Source organism: Nostoc sp. (assembly GCF_036917135.1).
Classification (GTDB): Bacteria; Cyanobacteriota; Cyanobacteriia; order Cyanobacteriales; family Nostocaceae; genus Nostoc.
In genome coordinates, this window is record NZ_JBALEA010000025.1 from 70,606 (window position 1) to 89,928 (window position 19,323).

The 19,323-nt window shown below is 40.1% G+C and carries 16 protein-coding genes; 6 read left to right on the forward strand and 10 right to left on the reverse strand.

Going from position 1 to position 19,323, the window contains the following annotated elements:
- Positions 1–32: 32 nt before the first annotated feature.
- The 7 genes from V7K50_RS07115 to V7K50_RS07145 form a co-directional block, all read right to left on the reverse strand.
- Positions 33–857, reverse strand: coding sequence for a hypothetical protein (locus tag V7K50_RS07115; protein WP_334958519.1), 825 nt, complete (start codon positions 855–857; stop codon positions 33–35).
- 228 nt (positions 858–1,085) lie between these two features.
- Positions 1,086–2,138, reverse strand: a complete 1,053-nt coding sequence (locus V7K50_RS07120) for a hypothetical protein (RefSeq protein ID WP_334958521.1) — start codon at positions 2,136–2,138, stop codon at positions 1,086–1,088.
- 231 nt (positions 2,139–2,369) lie between these two features.
- The gene (locus V7K50_RS07125) at positions 2,370–3,233 is read right to left on the reverse strand and encodes a hypothetical protein (protein ID WP_334958523.1); all 864 of its coding nucleotides are present in this window, start codon (positions 3,231–3,233) and stop codon (positions 2,370–2,372) included.
- A 62-nt stretch (positions 3,234–3,295) separates the two neighbouring features.
- Positions 3,296–6,043 carry a hypothetical protein gene (locus V7K50_RS07130; protein WP_334958525.1) on the reverse strand — a complete coding sequence of 916 codons (2,748 nt, stop codon included), beginning with the start codon at positions 6,041–6,043 and terminating at the stop codon, positions 3,296–3,298.
- Positions 5,997–6,368, reverse strand: coding sequence for a hypothetical protein (locus V7K50_RS07135; RefSeq protein ID WP_334804042.1), 372 nt, complete (start codon positions 6,366–6,368; stop codon positions 5,997–5,999). The genes V7K50_RS07130 and V7K50_RS07135 overlap by 47 nt, the downstream gene beginning before the upstream one ends.
- A gap of 14 nt (positions 6,369–6,382) precedes the next feature.
- Complete coding sequence (locus V7K50_RS07140; RefSeq protein ID WP_334958527.1) at positions 6,383–7,003, reverse strand: hypothetical protein; 621 nt, start codon at positions 7,001–7,003, stop codon at positions 6,383–6,385.
- Between the two features lie 770 nt (positions 7,004–7,773).
- Positions 7,774–8,976, reverse strand: coding sequence for a choice-of-anchor tandem repeat GloVer-containing protein (locus tag V7K50_RS07145; RefSeq protein ID WP_334958529.1), 1,203 nt, complete (start codon positions 8,974–8,976; stop codon positions 7,774–7,776).
- A 1,442-nt stretch (positions 8,977–10,418) separates the two neighbouring features.
- Here V7K50_RS07145 and V7K50_RS07150 point away from each other — a divergent pair.
- The 5 genes from V7K50_RS07150 (at position 10,419) to V7K50_RS07170 (ending at position 13,332) form a co-directional block, all read left to right on the forward strand.
- A complete protein-coding gene (locus V7K50_RS07150) occupies positions 10,419–11,525 on the forward strand; it encodes a substrate-binding domain-containing protein (RefSeq protein WP_334958531.1) in 1,107 nt (368 codons plus the stop codon).
- 349 nt (positions 11,526–11,874) lie between these two features.
- Positions 11,875–12,036 carry an integrin alpha gene (locus tag V7K50_RS07155; protein WP_334958533.1) on the forward strand — a complete coding sequence of 54 codons (162 nt, stop codon included), beginning with the start codon at positions 11,875–11,877 and terminating at the stop codon, positions 12,034–12,036.
- Between the two features lie 194 nt (positions 12,037–12,230).
- Positions 12,231–12,359: a hypothetical protein gene (locus V7K50_RS07160; protein ID WP_334958534.1), complete on the forward strand. Its 129-nt coding sequence runs from the start codon at positions 12,231–12,233 to the stop codon at positions 12,357–12,359.
- Between the two features lie 135 nt (positions 12,360–12,494).
- Positions 12,495–12,923, forward strand: coding sequence for a hypothetical protein (locus tag V7K50_RS07165; protein WP_334958536.1), 429 nt, complete (start codon positions 12,495–12,497; stop codon positions 12,921–12,923).
- Positions 12,924–13,098: 175 nt separating this feature from the next.
- Positions 13,099–13,332: a DUF3134 domain-containing protein gene (locus V7K50_RS07170; protein WP_334775704.1), complete on the forward strand. Its 234-nt coding sequence runs from the start codon at positions 13,099–13,101 to the stop codon at positions 13,330–13,332.
- A 209-nt stretch (positions 13,333–13,541) separates the two neighbouring features.
- Here V7K50_RS07170 and mltA read toward each other — a convergent pair whose 3' ends face one another.
- Entirely contained in the window at positions 13,542–14,810 is a 1,269-nt protein-coding gene (mltA, locus tag V7K50_RS07175; protein ID WP_442944558.1) for a murein transglycosylase A, read from the reverse strand.
- Between the two features lie 202 nt (positions 14,811–15,012).
- On the reverse strand, positions 15,013–16,368 hold the full coding sequence (locus V7K50_RS07180) for a proton extrusion protein PcxA (protein ID WP_334958538.1): 1,356 nt from the start codon (positions 16,366–16,368) through the stop codon (positions 15,013–15,015).
- Positions 16,369–16,446: 78 nt separating this feature from the next.
- Between V7K50_RS07180 and V7K50_RS07185 the strand changes: the two genes are divergently transcribed.
- The gene (locus V7K50_RS07185; RefSeq protein WP_334958540.1) at positions 16,447–18,645 is read left to right on the forward strand and encodes a recombinase family protein; all 2,199 of its coding nucleotides are present in this window, start codon (positions 16,447–16,449) and stop codon (positions 18,643–18,645) included.
- Positions 18,646–18,817: 172 nt separating this feature from the next.
- On the opposite strand, the gene V7K50_RS07190 is transcribed toward V7K50_RS07185, so the two are convergent.
- Positions 18,818–19,315, reverse strand: coding sequence for a YidH family protein (locus tag V7K50_RS07190; protein WP_334958541.1), 498 nt, complete (start codon positions 19,313–19,315; stop codon positions 18,818–18,820).
- Positions 19,316–19,323 lie beyond the last annotated feature (8 nt).

Here is a 19,323-nt window from a genome sequence, read left to right on the forward strand (position 1 = left end):
ATTGGACTATGAGCCAGCGAATTAGAAATCTATTATCTGATAAAGCTATCAGATGTTTGTCCACTTCCACATTGCTTTAATGGACCTCCGTTCAGGTTGTTGTAGTTATCTAGCAAACATAAGTTACGAATTTCATAAATTTCTAATCTATCAGTGCGGACACTATAAATTGCTTTTTGGAGGTCGGTGTCATTATCGGCTTGGGGATTAGCAAAATAATCTGCTGCACGTACCAGAAAATCTTTATTAAAAGGAGTTATGAGTTTTGCACCACCGACTCGGTTTTTTTGAATTAAGTTGGCTACCATACCCACTCGCCATTTACCTGGTGCAATTTGTTTTGGCGGATAAACCCGCTTAATAACTAATTGTGATGTCATCATTTGGTCGGGATTTTCAGAGAAAACTTCTGGTGGTGTCATTTCTGCGACTGTGCTTAAGAAACCTTTGCGAAAGTCTTCTGATAAGGCAAAACTAGCTACCCAACTGCTGGTACTAATTCTTTGGCTACCACCTTGAGGTGTGTTAATAAGAATTCCTAAATCTGATTTGGGGTTTGCGACTTCTTCAATAGTTTGTGGTGGTAGGGTTCCAGACCAGCTAAACATTGATATCATCGTTTTACTGACGAATTGGCGAATTGCTTCTGGTTCTCTTGCTAAATCATCAATATTAGCTACTGGTTTACCGTCGATTAATTGCACAAAGTTGGGAGGCTTTCTCAGACTGAGTTGCCGGATATTTAACCCTTGTAATATGAATAAAAATAAAACTAATATATGTAAACTGAAGGTAGCGATCGCAAAAACTGTTAAAGCACTTCCCGTTCTTTGTCTTTTTTCTAGTAAACGCACCATTTTCTCACCTCCTCTTGCAAAAAAAACTCAGCTATTATGTATGATGTTTTGCATATTGTCAGTAGTTACGACACTTCTCAAAATCGATTTTATTCATTTTAAATTTCTTAACTAGCTAGGCGAAAATAAATTAAAGTTTGTAGTAATGACTTTAGTCATTGTTTTGAGCGATGAATCGCTCACTACGAACGATCGGAATTTATTTGATGTTTAATTATACCTACCTACTTATATCCTCTCCCTTACTAAAGAAGCCGTATTATTGATAGCGCTGAAGACTGCAAAACCGCCAGCAGCAGCCACAAGTAAAGATAAAATTGGTGCTAAAATTCCCAGAAAAATGATGAACCACATTAAGTCTGGATCAGCACTAGCACTTTGACCTGGGCCATTAACAATAACTGCGGCAGTCAGCACAGCAATAATATTGAATGAAATCTTGGCGATTCCAATAGATAAAAACCCGGTCAACCATGCAAAAATTGGTTTACCAGCTACAGGTAGCAAAGACCCACCTAGCGCTATTGGGCCTAAAGCTGCTATCAGCAACATACTAGCTTCTATCAAATTCTGAAAGGCATATTGCAAGGAAACTAAAAAGTTTTTGATGCTTGTTTGGACTGTAGAACCTAACAAAGAATTAAATGAGGTTTCTGATACAAAGCCTTTGGCATTTATAATATTATCTATCTTAGTTTGTAGCCTAATGATCCAGATTTTATTTCCATAATTATTTTTATATTTCTGCAAGAGTTCGTTGATTTTATCGGCAGCTTGGACAAAGCATTTACTTTGTTGATCGCCAGTTAGCGATTGGCAAGGACGCAGAAAAGAACCAGTTACTTCTTCAGCAACACTCATATTCAGTGCTTGTTGGTAAATTTTATTTGCATCTGCTGTTACTAATACTTGCTGATTCACAGGATTTAAAACATTATTCCGTACTCCCAGCGTCAGATTAGACAGCATACTTCCATTGCCTGAATTACTTAAGAGTAGTACCACAATAAAAGGCCAAATTAAAGCTGATATGGGACGGGTGTATTCGTAGGATATTAAGTCTTTGAGGAATTGTATCATAAAAAATAACAGGGTTCCTACCGCAAAAAATCTACCCAGATTTGTCAGCGCTACATACAAGTTATTACTGGTGTTATTTTGTAATAAATCCAGCCATTGTTTGTCCCAACCTTCGGCAATACTTTGGGAAGTTGCGGCACCATTATCGATAACCTGACCGATGCCTACTTGGGCAAAAATTAGTTGAATAGCAAGTTGCATTTTGAGTTTATAGGTTGTTTTTGTAGATTTCGTAGGGTGCGTTAGGAACGTAACGCACCATCCTGGATGCTTTCGGTGGCTTACACTGTCTTATTGATCCCCCCGATCAAGCCTCCTAAAGGGGAGAAGCGTAATCAGAGTCCCCCTTTTTAAGGGGGATCTAGAACGTTTTGCTACCGATAAGAGGACTTTTGAAATATCCTCTTATAATTTTAAAAATTGGATGGAAAATTAGAGTTTTATCCTCAATTCGTACTTTTTAGGTTTTCTGCCAAACAAATCTAGCTGAGAAGTAGCTCGTAAAAGTCGCGCCGCTTCTGTAGATGTATCTACTCTCCGAGCGCGATTTGCCTCTTCCGACTGCTGAGAAATATTTGCCAAATTTAAGTTTGAGTATTGCAAAGACTGATTACTTTGTAATGTCTGACCCAATGTTTCAGCTACAATTTTTATTTGTTCCTGTTGAATTTTCAGAATTTGGACTTGGCTAGCACCTAGTAATTCTCCCAAGCCGGAAATAGCATTTACTGTGGCTAATGATGCGGGATCAGTTTTAACAGCAAAGCCCTTAATTTGACTGATCAATTTACTATTATTAGCATCTGTTTCCTGGGCCGATGCTGCAATATCGTCCAGACTTTTCTCTGTACTTTCTAACTTACGTCTTGTCCTAATTTGTCCATTTTGACCAAGAATACTTTCCGCTATTTCACGGGTAATTACACGATTGAGTTCATTACTAACTAAATTTCCCTGTACTGCTGAATTATTCTCAAAGCGGTTTGATGTAGCGTTATAACGATAAGGGTAGTTAGATATTAATTCCTCACGAACCTGTTTTCCCGCAGCCACGGGGTTAGGTATATTCAATCCTTCCGTTGGACTACTATTAAAAGTAAGAGCATCTCGGCTCTGTTTTTGTTGAAGCTTTAAGGTATCGGTCAAATTCTTATCTTGAAGGTAATTTTGCAAATCTGTGGAATATGATTGAAAATCAGTCCAAACCTGGCCTAATTGGTCCGTCTGACCTTGTGCGATCGCTGGTAGTATTGCCAGAGATAACAAAGTAAAAGTAAAAATGGTAGTTTTTCTCATACATCTGTGCCTGAAAAAGTTAGATGATATTATGGAGTGTATTAGCTGCTTACAGAACCTGATTAACTACTACGTAGAGTCGCCACTAACTGACGTGCAAATGCAGAAATTGCTTCATATTTATTGCCGTGAGACTGCATCATTTTACTACGTGCAGTTTGTTCAGAGGGGTTATTAGCAACTGCTGCCAATTGTTCGTAACCTGGATAATAACGACAGAATGTATAAATACCGTTATCATCTAGCAGCCATTGGCTATAAATGCCTTCTTTCCGAGGAAAAAAGCTTTCTGAAGCATTACGAGAAATAACTTGGCGGGGATATTTCAAGATGTCTGCAAAACTATCCACTGCAACTGGCTGAATGCGTCCAATCAATCGTGTTGTCAGGTTTTGCAAAATTTTAGATGCAGCTTTCGATTTGGCAATGGTATCAGGATCTTGTCCTGATAAGATGACTCTGATGCCGGCTTTAGCACCGTTCGCACAAATTCTGCCAACTAAGTCGGAAATTTGCTCGAATTCAAATAGAATTGGCGCTTCATCGATAAAGAAGATGGAAGCGGGACTACTTAATGCGCGTCGCAATGCTGCTGAATATGCACTCAATGATAGTACGGCGGCATCTTCGCTATCTGATAGGTTTCTGAGAGCAAAAACTAAAAGTTGGGCATCGGTAGGAAAGCTAGATGGTGCAGAAATGGCTTGTCCCACGCGGCTAGAAAGCCAAAATCGCAAGCGCAGCTGAATTTGACTCAGACCGTCTTCAACTCTGCCACTTAAGGAACTTAGCTGTAAGTGTTCTGGTGAGCAGAAAAAGAGAAAATCTTTTAAGGTAGGGGTTTTCTGCCAAGCATGAGTGCCAAATCCTCCCGCCATCGCCTGTCGATATCGCTCTTTGATGCCCTCATCTGCAAAGAAGGCTTCTAAAGCGAGGTTGAGTAGCGATCGCACGGTTTGCGATAAAATCTGACTTTCGGTAGATGATCCTAAAACCATTGTCATTAACGCTGATTCTAGGAAGGCAGTATAATCGTTGAAGCGATCGCGCTGTTGTTCTGGTTCTAGCGATCGTAAATCTGGCTGTTCAAATAAGTTATTCGATTGTTTGGAAATATCAAAATAGGCTCCATTTGCCCCCATAAACTCTGTGTAATCAGTGAAAGTAGAGGTCCCATCAGGTTTAGGGAAATCTAAGGCCACAACTGGAATCCCATGCGCCAAAGCTTGAGTTAAAATTCCTGACACCAACACCGATTTACCAGCACGAGTTGTCGCAAACAAAGCTAAATTTTTGTGTTGATTAAATAAATCTAAATGTACGGGTGTTCCGCCTTCTTCAGCAATCAACTCAAAGCCTTGTTTATCACCCCGTTTAGTTAAAACTAAAGGCATTAATCCCGGAACTTCACTGGTTAAATATAGCTGGCGACGGTTGAAGGGGGTTGCTAATAAACCTTCCCAAACTATCGGTAGAGTTTGCAGCCAAATTTTCCAAGCATATTCAGTTTCCCTAATTACCCTAGCTGGACGTTGAAAACAGTTTTCAATATATCTTGTGGCCTCATCTAATTTCTCGACAGTTGGACGATGTACTAAAATGACAACACTCGTATAAATCGGGACTGCACCTTCAAATAATTGTTCTTGGGCTGCTACCGATTTCTTTAACTTTAATTGAGCATTGACATCAATAGTTTTACTTTTTTCTTGAGCCATAATTGTGGTCATATTTGACTGCTTCAGCACTCGTTGCAGAGTAGTTTTTACCATTGCTGGATTTGCAGCAGTCAACTCACAAAAAATCTCTGTATCTACTACTGTTTCTCTGGCCAAAAGTTCCCATAAATAGCGCAGTTGGGTAGATTTATTAGTCCAACCGCCGGGTTTTTCCAGAAATGACAGTGCGCCAATATAACGATTGTTAACATTAACCCAACGGCGATCGGCACAAGGTACACTAGATTCCATCAGCAAAGTTGTGCCGTGGATATTCTCTATCAGCAATTTAGTACTAGCTAAATCTGAATTAACTTGCTCATGCAGTCCTTGTTCATCTAAAGTCATTAACTGGGGAATATCTATTGGATCTGTATCATTAAACCTTCTCCAGACTTCTCCCCAGAGTTCATCAGCTTTTAAAGGCTTGACATCCAAGCCCATTTGGTTAGATAAAATTTGTTCCCAACGGAGAAAACCCTGTTTGTAAGCATTTGACATCAGGCTTTCAATGCGTTGGTTTTCTACTTCTGAGAGTTCACCTTTGAACTTCAACCACCACGATTCAGCTTTGACTAAAAGCTTTTCTATCCAATCATCTCCATGTTGGGAGTTGGATTCAATGGTGTAAGTTACATAAATCCGCAAAAATTTAGGCTTCCGAATCCCAGAAATAGTTAGTTCTTTGACTCTGGCTCTTTCCGCCATCAACAAATATTTAATGTCTCGTGATGGCGCATTTTTTATTAGTGTTGCTAATTCTTTTTGGCGCTCTTTATCTGAACTAAAAGAACCCAAGTGCAGTGTCATTCTTTCACCGCTAGGGATGTCTTTTAATCCGGCTTCAATGTTATTAAAAAGTGTATCTATTTGTTCAGGTCTTAAGGTGGTATGAATTCCCTTACAATCAAAACCAAAAACAAAGCAGAACCGATCTTTTTGAGTGCCTTTTGTCAAAAGGTAAGCGCCAATATCACGTCCATTCATTGCCACACGCAGCATTGTTGCCAAGTGCAAGGCATCTTCAAATGGTGTTAATCTATTTTCACTTCCGGCGATGCCGACGCTTTGTTTTCCGATTTTTTGCTTCATGGTTAACTTCCAGTAAGCTTTGATAACGAGCAAAGCCTCTTGTCCAAGCGGGAACGCCGATAAATTTACTTAAAAAACTCCAACTCCTACCACCAGTTAAAATCCACCAAGTTCCTATTCCCCAACCGGTAATTAGTACTGTCCACAACCATTTTTGAAACTCTTCTTGGAAAAGACCCCCAAAAATCCCATTAATCATAAAATAGGAGGCTAGGGCAATTACCGTCCAAGGAAGAATTTGATCGGCAGGAATTGGTCCTAACGAAGGTTGGCTTCCCAGAACCTGATTTACTGGACGAAATTCTTGTTCCCGCTCTTGAGACATTTGAAATATTTGAATTATTTACTGCTATCGCCAATTACAAAGCGTGTGAGTACATCAGCAATGGTAACAGCAACAACCACTAATAGGGGAGTTCTGGCAATGCTTTGCCAATCTTCATCTTTACGCACTGCGTTAATCACACCAACTAGAGAGATGGCAATATAGAGTAAGTAAATCGCCCGCAACACATTAAATATCAAACTTACTGCTGTGTCGCTACCACCAGCATTGGCTCCTGAACCATCTTGTAAGGTTTTTTTGAAGAACTTTTCAGCTTCCCCAAAAAACTGTGCTTGTGCGGGGGCTGCAAAACAGTCTAACCAATATAAACTGAGAAGGATCGCTGCTGCTAAAATTTGTAATAATATTAGCGATCGCCTTGGTAAATTCAACTGCTGCCCAATTTGCTGGGTGATAACTGCAATTAAACTACCAACTAGTAAACAAAACAGCAGGATCGGACTTTTTAGGCTGATGACGCTAACGAATACAGCACAAGCAATCAAAAAAGGTACAGATTCAACCAGAATAGTCAGACATGATTTAAAACCCTGTCTGAACTTATGAGATTCTTTCGCCGCACTACCAGTTAAAGCTTTGAAAAAGTTTCTCTCGTGAGAACCTTGTCTAGACATTTGCTAATTTTCCTATGGTGTACTATAATTTATGTTTTATCAAATTTTACAGTTACTACAATTTAACATGGTTTAACATCATTATTAATCAAATTATGAGCTTGTACTAGAGTTCTACATTATTATGAAGTTAAGTTAACATAATATTAAGATTTATATAAAACTCAATATCTCTGATTTGAGAGGCCGGATTGCAAATCTCGATATTGAACTGCTAGAGTCCTTCTGGAATTTGAGAATCTTCTCATACATTTAGCTTTGATAAACTAACTTCCAAGCCTTAACTTTCCTTACCTCACGGGGATTTTAGGCTAAGTGCTATAAATTATTGCAGTTTGGCGTAGACGTGTAGAGGTGAGCCAACGCGATCTTAAAGGTTTCCCTGATGAGCGACTGACATTGAATGTTGTAACCAGTGCCGAGTAAAATGAGACCAACTCAGCACAAAGAAAGTCTGAATGCGATCGCCTTCAGACATGAAAAGAAATACATATTTATTTCGAGGTCAAGTGCCACAAGAAATAATGCATCCTTACTTCAATCCCCTAAATCTATCTATGGACTAACTCAGCACTGGCTCAACCTTAGCTATCCGCTAACATCACAGCACCCCTGAACCGGAGACTTGTCAAGAGACATCGCTCTTTGAGTGGCTCTCTATAGACTGGATATTTGTGAATATACTCAAAGAGATTTTGATTATTGTAGAAAAATGGTAAAACCCAAATTTGAACGATTACCATTTTTCTACACACAAATTAGATTTCAGACTAAGGTACAAACTTAAACACAGTTCCTAAATTAGAACTACCGCCAAAAGAAGCTGTACCGTATAAGTCACCACTTGAGAGCTGAATTAGCGTGGACTGTGGTGTTGCCCCGTTAGTGCCATTAAAACTAATTAAGTTGGTGATGGTTGCCCCAGTCAGCTGATAGATAACTCCTTTGTTATTTGCCCCACCAGCAGAAGCTGTGCCATAGAAGTTACCATTGCTTGCTTTTATGAGTGCAGCTGTTGGGTTAGCCCCATTAGTGCCATTAAAACTAGCAACTAAAACAGGTGTACCGCCACCGATGGGAACCTTAAATATAGCTCCCTTATTGTTAGCTCCACCCACTTTAGTCGTGCCGTAGAGGAATCCACTAGATTCAATTAATGCAGCCTGGGGATTTGCCCCATTAGCGCCACTAAAGCTATATGAAGTCAGTACTCCTGCGGGAGTTAACTTGAACACAACTCCTTGACCACTTGTTCCGCCGGCATAGGCTGTGCCGTAGTAGTTTTTATCGGTAGCCGATAGCAATCTTGCTAATGGAGTTGCTCCATTAGTACCGTTGAAGCTCACAACGGTGGTGAGTGTACCGCCAGTGGTGGGAACCTTGAATACAGTTCCTTTATTATTAGCCCCACCTGTAGAGCTTGTCCCCCACAATACATTGGCATCAGCATTGTCTGCAATCAGTCGGCCTGCTGGATTGGCCCCTTGATTGATCCCACTAGCACCTGTGAAATTCACAAGAGTTGTCAGGGTTGTATAAGTTGTTTCTGCCAACTTAAACAGAGTGCCGAGATTACTCGTGCCACCTGTAAAGCTTGCCCCATATAAATTGCCATCGGCTGCTTGAAATAATCTAGCGACTGGATTAGTCCCTTTGTTGATTCCAGATGCTCCGGTGAAGTTTATCAGTGTGGTCAGAGTAGTGAAAGTAGCGGTAGGACTTAACTTGAATGCAGTTCCATTACCAGAAGTACCACCAGCAGAAGTGGTTCCATAAAGAAGTTTATCCTTCGTATTCGCAAGTACACCAGCTGTTGGCGTAGCTCCGTTGGTGCCGTTGAAATTTACAACAGTAGTCAATGTTCCAGCAAAGGCTTGTTGGAAGGGTAGTACTAATGAAGAGGCCAAAACAGTTAGGGAAGTTAAAATCAATACCCGATTTTTGCTCTGGTGTTGTTTGTACAGGTTAATCATGTTGATTGTTGAATACCTCAAAAAAGTTTAGTGGAGACGGAATCGTAGCTAGTTCTAAGGGACTGACAAGAAATAAATTATCCATTTTGTGGGCTGGGCAACATGAGCGCTCTAAATCTGGGATGGGTGTCCCCACCCATCCCACAAAAAATTTGGGATGTTTTTTTATTTGTCAGTCCCTAACGGATTTTGTGATGGCTGCGACTCACGATTAATACCAATTTGAAAAATGATTGCTGCTACACATATAGTTTGGGAAACCAGTGCCTCAATATCTTGTAGTGTTGGGTTTAACCCCGTGAACTACAAGATGTTGCTACAACTTTAGTCTGCGTATTGAGCATATTCTGATCTAAAAATTGGTATAGTTTACCAACTCGCACACTAAAAAAATTAGCGCATTGAACTAGGCATTAGTGAGAAAATGCCTTAGATGTTGGTATAACCCTATTTGAAAAGGAGGCAGAAAGCCTCTTTCTATCTACACCACAAAAGCCGTACTAGCACTGAGTCAATAACGTGAATGGGACGATTAATGATTTCGTTATGTAGCATAAACCACTATTTATTTTTTTTGACGTCGTGAAAAACACAAAAAACAGTGAAAAATTCACAATTTTGGCAGAAATAGCCGTTAAGTTTCGATTTAAAATAAGTTCAGATAGTGTGCTTTTTGTCAAGTAAACTGATGTATTTAGTAAATTCTATTAAATACTCATTAAAACCTCTAAAAAATCTTAATCAGCAAAACCACATACTCAGCCAAAATTTCGATTTTACTCTGGCGGAATAATAAAATACGCAAAAAAACTACTTTTCAAACACCTCTAAATTCCAGAAATATATTTAAGTTTTTTAATCATTCCATAATGTAATCATGACTTGAGCTTTACCTTGACATTATACTGTTGATTTCGTTGGCAGAATTTGACAGCTATTATTCATAGCAGTCCTAAAAGATTTGTGATGTGAAATACCCACTTTCTTTACTTCGCACCTTAGCGGTAGATCGTAGCAAATTGCTACACATCTGCATGAGATAAACTGGTTTTCATAATTCAGATAAAAATGCCATCCAAAATAAGTAAGTGGATAAATTTAAACATGGCTTTTTAAAAAGGAATAAGAGACTAAGGATGGGAATTGATGCATGATTCATAGTACCTAGCAACTACTCCCTTATACCAAAGCCAGTAAATGTTTATTTATATAAACTTACTTTGTGAATGTAGAGATTTCAAGTAGCAAATCATCATGTAACAGCGTGAATTAGTAATAGCTTAACGCCCTCTAAATCTTTAAGGTTTTGCCTTAGATTTGCTCTACATTCTTCAGAATTTTGTGGGAACTTTTGATTTATCAACAACCATTGTTATGCAAATTCATTTTGCTTATACAAGGTTGTTTGTAATCTCCAATTAATTAATTTCAAGGAGCTTGATATGGTTTTTTATCGCGATCGCAAGTTGACCTATTTGGCAAGTTCAATTTCTGTACTTGCCATAGCAACTGGTTTAGTAGTAGGTCAATCTGCTGCTCAGAAATCTCTAGCCCAAACCACAGTAGGTAATGGTGCAGGTGCAAGCACTGTAAATGCTTTGTTTACAGGTCTAAAAACAGTCCCTCCGACCTTCACATACACATATTCTCCAGTTGGTAGTGGCGCAGGGTTAACAGCTTTTTTAACTCAAACCCCACCAGCAGGTACTCCTGGGCCAATCACTTTTGCAGCTAGTGACGACCCTGTAGCAGGAACAGAAAAAGTTAGTGGCGGTCGTGGTTACGTCCAAGTACCTGTGATCGGTGTTGGAATCACATTAGCTTATAACGCTACTGGTCTTAGTGTACCAGCAGGTGGAATTAAGCTTTCACGAGCTAGTTACTGTGGTATTTTGAACGGTAGCATCACAAATTGGAACGCTCCCAGCATTGCTGCCGATAACGGTCGCCAAATAGCACTCAACGTACCCATCAAAGTTGTACATCGTAGTGACTCAAGTGGTAGCACTTTTGTTTTAACCACTCATCTCAATACTGCATGTAAGACTGCTGGGACTCCAGGGCTTCCAGCAGCTTATGTGTGGAATCTAGGAGCGGGTAAAACTGTTGCTTGGCCAAGCACTTTCGTTGGCGCTACTGGTGGTGGTGGTGTAGCCACTGCGATCGCAAGTACTAAAGGTGCAATTGGTTATGTGGATAGTGCTACACGTTCATCTAAAGGTCTAACTGCCGCAGTTTTAGCTAACAAGGCAGGTAATTACATTGCTCCCTCAACAGATGCAATTACAGAGGCTATTCTAGGTGGGACTGTCGTCAAATACGGTAGTAATAACAAGCTGATTAGAATTGACAATTTGAACGATCCAACCCGTGCAGCTGCTTATCCTATTTCCACAGCAAGTTATTTGCTATTTTACTCAGATGCTACCACTGGTATTAAAACCTTGATCGACTCTGCTTTTGGAACAGCTGGGGATACTTTAGCTAAATCTCTTGGATATGCTCCTCTTCCCGCTCCCATTAAAACTGTGTCTAAAGGTGTGTTTTAAATACTTGGGTAAATACTGTTTTAGGTACTTATCCTTGCAATTAGGTTCATAAATTGACCTAGCACACTATCGGATAATAGCTGTTAATTCTGTTCGTAGACTTTAACAGCCATCAGGGGTATTGCTGAATTTAAGTATGGAATTTCCAAGTTAAACCCTTGAAACCTTTGTTTTTGCTCGTTTGCACGAAACAAAATTCATACTCTTAATTCAGTAACACCCTATTTCACAGTTTGTGAAAAGATGTTGACAAGGATATGAAAATTCCGCCTCAGGATTATATTTACAATCCTGGGGTTTTATTTATAGCGATTCTCGATTTATTCATCTGTTAAAAACAAGATAGTTTTTGATCGGCAAAGCTACTAACTCCCTGGGTACATCAGTCAGCAGTGCTGGAGACATCAACGGCGACGGCATTGACGATCTAATTATTGGCGCACCCAAGGCCGCTTCAGGTGGAGGACAAAGCTACGTGGTGTTTGGCAGCAAGAACAGCCTGACTTTATGAGATGATGCGATCGCAATCAGTATTTATCCTTTTCTTGGCTTAAAAGTCAGAATTAATACATTTTTTGTGACTTTTTACCAAATATCTATCGGTTATAATTTTTTTTAATTTAACCTATCAAATATGTTATAATTATTAGTTTGGTGTCTAAAAATTAGAAATGTGGCAAAAAGAGGGGATTTGCCGTTGTATAAATGGAAACTGATGCTGAAGAAGTAACCGCTATTCAGGCGTTAAGAAATATCCAACGGATGGGTCATAGTCTCAAAGTTAATAGAGCTAATACCTTTAGAAACAAGAGTCTTCAGCATTCCAAAAATTGAAATTTTAGTTAGCTGAACTGTATTGGAATACATCGTGTGACACTGATACATCTAACTGTCAAAAAATGTGCTAAGAAGAACGGACAAGTCTAGTGTGTCACAAACCCAGACAACATACGGATACTACTTGAACTTATGCCCACGGATATAATTACTCGTCCTGAGTCTCTCACAGAAGATTGCTTCTTTACCTACGCCCTTGGGACTGATTTGCATGATACTAATTTGACAGCCAAATATTTACGCCGAATCAGAAAAGAAGATAAACCATATATCGATATAGCTGTTTCTCCCAGACCGGGCTATCGGTTTGAGGTTTGCCTTATCCCTGTTGAAGGATTCGCTCAAGAAACAATATTGACAAAAGATGGGTTCGCCAAAGCTTTAGCGATTATTTGTGCTGTATCTAACAAAGCTAGGAAGCGATTCCCTTCAGGAAATGGACAGGATATAGTCAGGTGTCAATTTAGTAACTTAGCTGATGCAGTAGCTGTAGCGAACAGATTGTCTGCATTGCCTTCTGATATGTATGAAACTCTCGCCAAGTTACCAAATACTTTGTAATATTGCATCCGCTTGAATATTGATTATTAGGACTAATGCGGAGACATTTTAATGGTAGGTAACTAGATGCATTTGAGACCAAAAGCTCAATAGTTCATATTTCATCTTTTCAGAAAAGTCTTGTATCACAAGACTTTTAACTTTAATGTACAATAATTCAAAGTGAGTTTTTTTTATGCCTACAAGTCCTTTGCGTGAAGAACCTCGTAACCAGCGAGCGCCTGTAATTCGTACAAGTAATGAGTTTATTCTTTTGGAATGGCTAAAGTCAACTGGTCGTCTAATTGAGCGTGAACATCAAGAATCTGAGTATCTAACTGAAGTAGAAGAAATTTCGGAAATGATCGACCTTGATGATATCCCTTATGATCATGACGATGACGATGCTGATATGGATTTAGAAGCCTAGTACTTTGTCAAGTTGGTTTTGAGTGTTTGTAGTAAGCACTTTAGTGCTTAGAAAATAAGGACTAAAGTCCCTACTACGAACTTGCTTACCCATCAATTTAAACTTTACAGACTACTAAGCTAATCGGTATTCAAGTTGCATAGTCAGGGCGCTCATGTTGCCCACCCCACAAGATATTGAGAGAACTTTAATATGCAAATTAGATGTGTTTAATTTTTGGACTTGAGTAATAGATAAAATAATTGGCCATTGCTGACTGTCACACCAGCGCGATCGCCTGCTATTTTCCCAGTACCTAAAAAATAATCTACTCTACCTGCGCCTTTAATTGCGCCTCCGGTATCTTGGTCAAGAACATAGCGGCTAACGATGCGCTCTTCCATTTTTCCGGTAGGATTAACAAAGGGAATGGAAGCGCGAATCAACGCTAAAGCACCAGGAGGCATGAGGGATTTATCTGTAGCAATAGAACGCTCTGCTGTTAATGGTACATTGATAGAACCTTGGGCTGGTTCGCCGTGGTTTTCTTGAAAAAAAACAAAGCTGCGATCGCGCGGTATATAAATATTTAATTCTTGGGGATGCTTTTGGAAATAGTCGAGAATAATTGGCAGAGTTATACCTTCTAGAGGTAATTTGCCATCATTCACTAATTGTCGGCCAATGCTTTTGTAGGTATAAGCGGTATTACCTGCATAGCCGATTGTTGTTTGAGTACCATCGGGAAGCTGAAGTCTCGCCGAACCTTCAATTTGAGCTAGATATGGTTCGAGGCGATCGCTAAACCAAAACAACTCTGATCCTCGTAATTTTCCTTTTGCGCTTTGCAAACCATCTACTCCTTCCAATTCTTGGCGTGTGGGATGAGGTTTAGTCCAGGAGTTGAAATCGGGAGGTAAGCGATAAACAGGATAGCGGTATTCTGTTGTGGGGACGCGACTGGCTGCGTAAAGTGGCTCATAATAGGCGGTGAATAAAACGGAACCTTTGCGATCTTTACCCACTGATTGGTAAAGAACAAATTCTCGTTCGATGGCTTGATGTAATTCTGTGGCAGAATTAGTTTTTAATAGAAGTTCGCGGAATCTTTTCAAGCTATTGAAGACGCGATCGCGCGTAATCCCAGCTACTGGATAGTTTTCATAAGCAGCCGCCGCATTAGCTGTTTGCAGGTATTGGAGACTGTGAGCGATCGCACTTATCAGTGCTTTTTTATCTGGTATTTGTCCATAGAGAACTTCATCTAAACAAGAGGCATCACCTTGACAACAAGTAACTGGTAGTCTGTGAATTAATGGTGCTTTTTGCTTTTGTGAAAATGCATCTTGATTTTCAGCAGTCAAGGATACTGGTATATCCCATTTTTTCACCTGACATTCTGGCGAAATGAGTTCTCGATGTGCCAAGGATTGCATTCGCACCAGTAAAACTGACAAAACTACAGGTAAGCTGATGGCGATAATTTTAGGGATTTCCAAGAAATAAATTATCCAAATAAACGAACCACAGAGACAAGGCAGCGCGGTCTTGGGGGTTTCCCCCATGAGCGACTGCCGCGCAGAGAACACAGAGAGAGGATAATTTAATATTTCACAACACAAAATTTTTCCCCAATGCCCAATGCCCAATTCCCAATGCCTAATCCCCAGTCCCCAGTCCCCAATCCCCAATGCCCAATACCTATTCATTCATATTACGATAAGTAGCAACGGCAGAAGGCGATATCCGATTCAAATATCGGAATATCCAATATTTGAAAATGGTATCTAAAATCACTGGAAAGGTGGCAATAAATAAGAAGATAAAATCTCTATTTGCTGGTAATCCCCAATGGCGTGATACACCTTCTAGAAGTACTTCCCAGCCGTGAGGAGAGTGGAAACCTACAAAGATATCAGTGAACAAAATGATGATAAATGCCTTGGCACTATCACTAAGTCCATAGACAATATTATCAAAGAAATCTTTTAGCACCGCAATAGAAGACTTGCTGACTAACAACAACCAGATAAAAGCACCCACCGAGAAAATATCTGCAAAAACATTTTTGATCGCACCAGAGCTTTCGTGACGAAATTCTTCAGCAAGCTCTATAGCCTTATTTTTCATTTCAGTTTCCAGCTGCTCAGGTAACAGTGGAGGGGCTTTGATAATGAGATTTTGAAACTTGAGCTTTTCTTCAAATCTTTCTAATTCTCCAAGGGCTTCCTCTTCCATTTCGGAATTGAGGAATATCTGCATTTGCTCTGCGTTTCTAGACCGATCAATAATTGGGCCGACTACGAAAGCTTTTGCTATCTGATGCGTTAAAAGTGGTACGATAATTAATAGTAAAATAAACCTGATAGATATTATTGTTCTTCTTTGAGTCTGACGAAAATTCTGAATTACCTCTTGTTCAGCATTCGGGTCTAGTTCAACTTGCAAACGACTGATAGTACTTAAAATAGAACGGGGCAAAACACCAATTGTATCGGTTTTACGCTGAACTTTTAGTTTTTTATCCGAGTCTTGATTGGGTATTTTGGGTGGCAATGTTGGAGTATTGACGAGCAGCGATTCGTCGTCAGACATCACAGAGTTAACTGGTAGATTTGGAGGTCTAACTACTAAAGCTTTGGAAGTTGTTTGATCAGAAATTGTTGTGTATTTGGATATAACTTGATCGATAAAGTTTAGCTTTTCTAAAACCAAAGAAGGACTTAAATACTCTATACCTGCTTTCTCGGCAGCTTTTTGATCTTCTTCATTTAGAAACCAACGGCTTGCTTTCAACTCGGTAAGCCGCATCCTCGCAACTTTTAATAGCTTGTTGAGGTCTGACTGAAAATAATCCATCACACTGTTACTGTATGTGGCTGAGTCAGTGTCTATTTTATTACCATTAAAATGTTTGTTTTCTATTTCCTGAATCTTTAATGCTGCATCGTAAGCCTCATCTAAAGAACGTTCAGGAGTCTGTAAGTACCATCGATAAGCAGCAAGTAAGAAAGAATAGATTTTTTGGCTAAAAACAGAGTTTTTCATTGCAGACAATCATCCAGCATTATTTGGTGACTATTAACCTTAAGTTAACGCACGAGGTATACTAGCAAATCTACAAGGGGAAAGTTTGTGGTTTCTCATTCGGTTTGGATTGTTGGCACTAGTCGCAGTGGTAAGACGGCTCGCTTGGTTGAGCAATTTTGTAATTGGGTAAAATCGGAAAATAAATATATTGAATCATTTTATACTAAAAAATCAGCAAATAAAAAAAGTAGTCATGTCGGCGAATTTTCCGATCTTAAGCAAACAGAGCCGGGAGTTTTAGTCTTAGCTGCCAATGATGATAATCGTCGAGAATTGGGAGATATTATTGTTACATCTACCTTCGGGAAATATCCGGTTCGGGCGAAGACACCACTAGGTTTTTTTCAGGATGAAGTTATTTTATTTTGGCCGTTGCTAATTAACTCGTTGAACCTAAAGGCACAGTTTCCTGTAAGGTTGCGACCAGAAACAGAACAAGAATTAGCAACTAAACTCTGGCGTTCCCAATTAGACGAAGAAATTTTACGTCTTGCGGGTGTGAATGAGTCTCGCCTGGTGCGTCGCATCCTAGACTTGTTGCAATTAGCGGCTTACAGTGGTGTACCTTGCGAAGATATTGCCCAGATTTTGGCAAGAGGTTTGGGGGAAAATACCACAACTTTAGAGCCGGAATTTTTAGCATCTTTGCTCCTAGATTGGCGTAACTGGTGTTTAGAGAGGGGGTTACTAACTTATGGGATTATTACTGAACTTTATAGTCAGCATTTATTAAACGATCGCAATTACCAGCAGCACCTAGCTAAACGCTATCAGGCGGTACTGGCGGATGATGTCGATGACTATCCTAGCGTAGCGCGTCTCTTGTTTGAATTGCTATTAGATCAAGGTGCAGTTGGCGCGTTTAGCTACAATCCTGATGGTGCAGTGCGATTGGGATTGGGAGCAGATCCCAACTATCTAGAAGGGTTAGCAAAGCGTTGTCGGGTAGAAATCTTGACCGGGACGCCTCCTGAGTCTCTGGGTGAGGAACTGACTAAACAGATGGTGGAATTAGTCACAGAACCGATGGTACTGTTGAGTTTACCTGAAATAGTGCATTCAATTCAAACCACCTCCCGCGCCCAATTATTGCGGCAAACAGCAGAGGTAATTGCTAATGCTATCCAATCTCAACAAGTGCAACCAGAAGAAGTAGCAATTATTGCACCAGGTTTAGATGCGATCGCTCGTTATACTCTAGTAGAAATCCTCATCAAGCAAAATATCCAAGTAGAATCGCTCAATGACCAACGTCCCCTAATTAGTTCACCCGTGATTCGCGCCTTACTCACCATCCTAGCACTAGTTTATCCCGGCTTGGGACGCTTGGTAGATCGGGATGCTGTGGCAGAAATGCTAGTTGTCTTGAGTAGGAAACAACAACTACCAGAAAACTCTACAGACGCGATGAATCGCGTCTCTACAAATATTGATCCGGTACGTGCTGGTTTGATTGCAGATTACTGCTTTGTACCCCATCCCGATCGTCCGAACTTGCTACCAGTATCAACTTTTGAGCGCTGGGATCGAATCGGCTATGCAGCGACTACAGCTTATAATGAGATATTGCAGTGGTTAGAACAGCAGCGATCGCAACAAGAACTACGTTTAATTCCTAGCCCCATTTCTCTGTTAGACAGAGCAATTCAACGCTTTTTGTGGAATGGTAGTAATCTTCCCTACGAACAACTAGCAGCGCTGCGCGAATTATTAGAAACCGCCCAACACTACTGGGAAATTGACACCAGATTACGACAAATTGCCCCAGTTGAGACAACGCCGTACACAACTATTATTGAATTTATTCAACTACTGCGACGTGGTACAATCACCGCCAACCCTTACCCTGTGCGTCCCATTGGTGGAGTGAGAAAGGCTGTCACCTTAGCAACTATATTTCAATATCGATCTAGTAGGCGATCGCACCGTTGGCATTTTTGGCTAGATGCTGGTTCACCTCTATGGGCGAAAGGTGGTGCCGCGACTTTGTTCGGTGCGCCGTTTTTCCTGCGAGACAGGTTAGGCGAACCTTGGACAGCAGAAGATGAGAAATTAGCAGAAGAACAAAGACTACGAAGAATTTTGACAGATTTATTGTCTCGTGTGTCCGATAGAGTTTATTTGTGTCATAGCGATTTAGCAGTGAATGGACAAGAGCAATTAGGGCCGCTTTTACCCTTAGTGAATGCCTGTGTGACAGTTATTTCTGAGTCTTCTGAGAACCTCAGATCCCCGATTTCTTGAAGAAGTCGGGGATCTAGTTATTCACGAATAATTCAAAAATCTTATGACTTATTAATCACTTAATTTCTGATTCTAGGATATTTTTGAGCATTTTGCTGTAGTGATTTTTAATATAAATTTCGTTACCGAGAAAGAAAAGGATACAACCCCCTAAATTTATTAATGGGGATTATTAATTTTGAATTTTGGACTTGTCGTGAGCGTTCAGTCGAACGATTTTAAATTTTGAATTGGGAGCAAAGCGACGCGACTGTGGTTGAATTGGAACAGAATAACGAGAAGGTAATTTATCACGCCTTAAAAGCAAAGGAATACTGAGAATTCCCAAAATAATTACTACTCCGGTCATTATCCAAACCATTAACCTATTTGGTCTATAGTCGCCTCGTTCAATTTGCCAGAAAATTTGGTTGTATCGCCACGCAGCTAACGCAATAGTTGAAATTCCAAAAATTACCAAAGCAACACCCAAATTTTCCGAGTTGGATAATTGATGTACCGGAGGTTGTTGTTGAGTAATAGCAAGATTCAACTGGCGCAGAAATATACCAAATCGGGCGATCGCAAAACCAAAGCCAATCAATGCAATAGAAGTGCGTAGCCAAGCCAGAAAAGTACGTTCGTTCGCTTGATGCTCCCTTTGACGGTCAATTTTCGGTATTTTATCCATGAGTAGCT